The sequence below is a fragment of the Christiangramia sabulilitoris genome, assembly GCF_007050985.1.
Classification (GTDB): domain Bacteria; phylum Bacteroidota; class Bacteroidia; order Flavobacteriales; family Flavobacteriaceae; genus Christiangramia; species Christiangramia sabulilitoris.
The window spans coordinates 1-4,162 of record NZ_VHSF01000010.1 but is presented as its reverse complement, the minus strand read 5'-3'; the positions used below and the strand labels follow the sequence as shown (position 1 = coordinate 4,162).

2 protein-coding genes are annotated in these 4,162 nt (G+C 40.7%); both read right to left on the bottom strand.

Annotated elements, in window-relative coordinates; genetic code table 11:
• On the bottom strand, window positions 1-2,024 hold a 2,024-nt coding region (locus FGM01_RS14410), incomplete at its 3' end, for a hypothetical protein (RefSeq protein WP_143411892.1).
• Between the two features lie 484 nt (window positions 2,025-2,508).
• Window positions 2,509-4,162, bottom strand: a 1,654-nt coding sequence (locus FGM01_RS14580) for a T9SS type A sorting domain-containing protein (protein ID WP_208012735.1), incomplete at its 5' end; no start/stop codon positions are given.

The following is a 4,162-nucleotide window of genomic DNA, read 5'->3' as shown; positions in this document are numbered from 1 at the left end:
AAAGTGTATTCTTCTCCGTTGCCACTAGGGCCCGCGGTAAAGATCGCATCCTCACCATCACAAACTCCATCGGTTTCAAGTTCTGCTTCCGGATTTTCATAGATCACTGCATCGGCAGTAGCATAATCTGTACAACCATCGGTGGTCTCTACCAATACACTTACCGTAGTACCATCGAGGATGGTATTACTATCATAAGTATTATCAGTAGATTTTGCCTGAAGGATTTCCTCGCCAGCATCTATAACTCCATCTTCACTGTCATCTATCCAGAAAGTGTATTCTTCTCCGTTGCCACTTGGACCTGCGGTAAAGATCGCATCCTCGCCGTCACATACTCCATCTGTTTCAAGAGCTGCTTCAGGATCATCAAAGATCTCAACATTTGCTCGAGCGGCGGCGAAACAACCCAGATTGTCTGGATCATCACCCAGAATTACAGTAACTACAACCTCATAAGTACCAGATTCTGTTGGGGTATAAGATCTCGCTCCTGGAGTACCTCCGTTAATATCAGATTCTGATTGTTTTAAAGTTCTTGTGGACAGGTCTTCTCCGGTTAACAAATACCACTCAATAAGATAATCCCCCTCTTCAGGCATTATATCAGCAACAAGATCTTCAGGTTCACTTTCACAAAAATCTATATTAGCGAGTTCAACCGCAACTGGTGGGGTATTACCAAGGTTCACGGGACCTGCTAAATCCTTTTGTTCAGAAGTAAAGGGAGCTGATGACCTTGTTTTAACGATCACACTACCAAGGGGACTTTCACATTCCCCTTCAGTATTCCTGGTATCCAGACCCAGTTCACTGGCATTCAGCGATAATTCTACCAGCGCAAGACTTGGCAAATCACCTACAGGCTGACCTTTACTATTGAATGAACCCCAAGGCGGTCCAAGAATAGAGGTCTGGTTTACCTGAGCAGTTACAGGTAAGGAAGCACCTGTTTTAGGCTGAATCTTCGCATACCCAAACCGGGTATCTGTTGGACATTCATAAAATTCAAAATTTCCATTTCTATCGGCTAAGGTAAATGGTCGGTTAGGCGCATTATTGAATTCTGTGACATTCAAGCCCTGTCTCTTAATCCATACGAATAATTCGACCTTAACAGCACCCCCACCAGATTCATAATTCACCGAGAATACCACATCACCATGTTTTTTTACGCTATAATCATCATTAAACTGGTAAAATGTACGGTTACATCCCAGCGATGCCAGGAAGGCTGCAAGTTCATCTCCCGCCAGGTCTCCATATCTTTCCGGATCATATTCTAATCCTGTACCGGCTGCATTTATTACCACATCTTTTCTAAAATATTCAAAATCCAGGTGGCTGGTACCACTCTGGCTACGTGTAGTGGCTCCTACAATGGCATACTCATCGTCATTTGGAGTACCATCATCTCTTCTAAGGTGCCCGAAAAATTCAATAATATCATTTTTCTGCGGACCTCCATTCCCGGTACCTATGGTCCAGGTAAAAGGATCTTCAAAATTCTTATCATCACCTGACGTAAAATAGGTTCCATCGACCAGGTTTCCATTCGTCCTTTGATCTCTGAAATAAACGGCATCCACCCACATAATACCACTAGGCTGCATGGAATATATTGGTTGAGACATTCTAATTTCTCCGGAATTGTTTCCACTGGTAATCGAAGAAATTACAGCTGCTACATCATTCCCTTCAGAATCTGTACCACTTTGGGCGATCACATTCAAGCCATCTCCAGTCCAGGTTCCACTAAGAAACCAATCATCTGAATCGTCGAAATCTGGATCAGCAATTAAGGGATAATTTGCATATAGATCTGCTTCCACACCAAACCTGGCAATTACTTCATTAGTAAGGTTGATGGTGGTTTGTGCCTGTAAAAAAGAAATAAATAACAAACTTAAGGCGAGGATCAGAGATCTGCAATTGATCTTTAAAGCGGCGCTAAGTTTTTGCCAGCTAGGATCATTTTGTTTAGTGCCAGATCTTGAAAGATCGGGCTGAGTAATAACTCTCATAATAATTAATTTTTAGGTTTATCTATCAACATCATCACGCAGGGCTTAACCTGAGAGTACACCGGTAACTACCGGATTTCATACATATGGAATTATTTTATAGATTATAGAAAGTATACTTACGAAGGGGGGTAAAAGTTCTGTATACATTAGGGATATTTTACTACCTAACAAGATACAGTCAAAAAATCGCGGGGCAAATAATGAAAAGATTTGGGATTTTCTACAGTATTCGTAACTGCTGTTTAACTGGGGCCTCAGTTATTCCGGGGGTATTAAAATTTCCAGATCCAAAAAGTATTACCTGGTAAGTTAACTCATTGGAAACAGAAGATTTTCCAATGCTAAAAGATCACTTAAAGTTACGAAAATTAGCATGAATTTCAAACCTACAATACTGATTTAAAGATGATTATTCATTATCATCTGTTAAAACAAAAAAGCAGCCTTTCGGCTGCTTTTAATTTTATGATTAAACTATTTATTAATTACCAGACATTACATTCTTAGAGAAGGCATCCCTGTCTGTTTCTACCCTGATAATATAAACCTGGTTCGCCTTAAGCGCAAAGTCTATATTGATCTGGGTTTCATCTCCACTGGTCACCTGCTTATCTGCATAGGTTCTCAACAGAGATCCATTAAGATCGAAGAACTGAATCTTTACATCTGAAGTATACTCGAACTCGTATCTCACCGTTACCTGATCTGTGAATGGTACAGGTGCCACGCTGAAGCCTTGCTCCAGTGATTTGGTGGTTAACTCCATAGACTGATCAGTCGCAATACTTTCTTTAGATAAACTTTCAGACTGTAAAGTTAATTCAGAAGAACTACTTTCTGATTCGCAATTGTTACTAGGTGGAACTGCTGCATCTGTACAACCGTTTGAAGAATCAAGATATAAAGTTCCAAAACTTGGACCTTCTTCTATTCCGTTGATTTCTAAACCAAAAGAATATTCAGCTCCATTGGCTGCACTTTTTGTAGTCTCGAATCCAATTATGGATTTAGAATCAAATTTAACCCCTATAACATGCGGAGCCAAAGTTGCTGGTGTATACTCAACAATAATCTTATATAAACCTGGCACCTTATCATCAATTGTAACTTTATTTATTTGAACATTTCCACACTCCTTAGTAAAAATATTTACATTCGCATTATTAAAATATCGGAATGCAGGGAAACCAAGAGGTGTTTCCTGTTTTAATGTGACAACATACTTACCATCACTATTTTTTACAGGATCAAAATTCCCATAGTAGAAATATGCTCCAGGAGTAACATTGGCGATCTGTATTGGTCCATTCTTATTGCCTTTTTTAACGGCGACACATAAATATGTCTGCACAAATTTTGACCTGTCACAATTCTGGAAAGCATTACAATCTGTCTGTGTTGGGAATAGTTGATTACAATTCGTAGGACCATTAACGGTTGCCACATTACTGGTAGCTGTACAATTTGTTCCAGGCTGATTCCCGGAATCCACAGTACCAACTAAATAATAACTACCAGGAACAACGGTAAATCCGCTGCTAGCATCCGTTACAGAACTACCTACTTCAGTGTCGGTACCAGAATCACTTGGATCTTCATCAAAATCTGGCTTTCCCACAACCCTATAAAGCTGATAACTGTCGAAAGCACTGTTATTACTTCCTGATAAATCAATAGCACCGTCATCACCTGCACAGGTTTCATCTGATGGTGAGATAGTTAAACTCAAGGCCGCTGGATCGGTAAAGGTCTCCGTATCACTTTTCTTGGTACACGTATCTACCCCATTGCCAGAGGCTACTGTACCGATTATGTAATAACTGCCTGCGCCCATAGCACTCTTAAAGACACCAGTGGTGGCATCAGGGCTCACACTTCCTACTTCTGTATCGTCACCACCATTCTCTCCAACCTTGTAAAGCTTATAACTATCAAATGAACTGTTAGTCGCAGTATCATCAAGGGCGATGATTCCATCTCCCGCGCCATTACAACTGATATCCGTAGACTTCAAGGTCAAACTCAAGGCCGCTGGATCGGTAAAGGTCTCCGTATCACTTTTCTTGGTACACGTATCTACCCCATTGCCAGAGGCTACTGTACCGATTATGTAATAACTGCCTGCGCCCATATCA